Source organism: Wolbachia endosymbiont of Tuta absoluta, from assembly GCF_059414725.1.
In genome coordinates this window covers 1-839 of the sequence record NZ_JBNRJY010000691.1, presented here as the reverse complement: position 1 = coordinate 839, position 839 = coordinate 1, and the positions used below count along the sequence as shown (strand labels likewise).

The window sequence follows — 839 nt, the reverse complement described above, 5'->3', positions numbered from 1 at the left end:
TAAGAGGACTTATGCTTCTTGCCCTTGTACTTTCTCAACTTTTTTCTTTTCTATTTTTTTCGATTCTGTTTCTAAATCTACTATGCCTTTTTTAATGAACCACATTACCCTTTCAGTTGCTTGCGCACCTACACTTAGCCAATGTTTTAATCTATCAGCTTTTACCACAACACGATTTTTATTGTCTTTTGGCAACATTGGATCGATCTTGGCCGTGATAATCGGAGGCAGGATGAAAGGCCCAAACGGCTCGCGAGAACACTGAACTGTGCCTATGATGCCTGTACACCTGAGGAAGTGAGAATATATCATAGAAATTTATAAATACCAAGAAGACTTCTACTAATCCTGCACATGTATATGGAAAAAGAATAAACGAGGAGGTTTCAATGCAAGAAGAGAATAAAATTAAATCTGAACCCTCTTGAAGGCATAAGGATATTTCGGACGCAGGATACATGCAGTTGGTTAGGTTTGTAGCCGTCAAACTAACGAAGTAGCAATAGGTGTTGATATCAGCAGACCCATGTAAGGGACCAACTAATACAGGTTTTTCATACAGTTCAGTTACTACCAATATAAGTTAATCCTTTAAATGGGTAGGTTGATGTGCTGATAGTAGAATTGATTTGGTTCTTTAATGCCCATTTAATCTTTACCTGAAACCAAGATCGATCGTGATTTTGTATGAGAGGTGATTTTTTTGTTTTTTCCTGACATATGTTCCTGTAAAAGTTGATTAGTTTCTTGGTCTGAATGCAACCTGTCAGTATTCGGAAGGCTGTCCCATGCGTATACCAACTGGTTTTTGCAAATCGACTTTATTTGCTTTTAAGCAC

At 37.5% G+C, this 839-nt stretch carries 1 pseudogene; it reads right to left on the bottom strand.

Going from position 1 to position 839, the window contains the following annotated elements:
• Positions 1-9: 9 nt before the first annotated feature.
• Positions 10-204: pseudogene (locus ACJ5GX_RS07245) on the bottom strand (30S ribosomal protein S16); the annotation flags it as partial.
• Between the last annotated feature and the right edge of the window lie 635 nt (positions 205-839).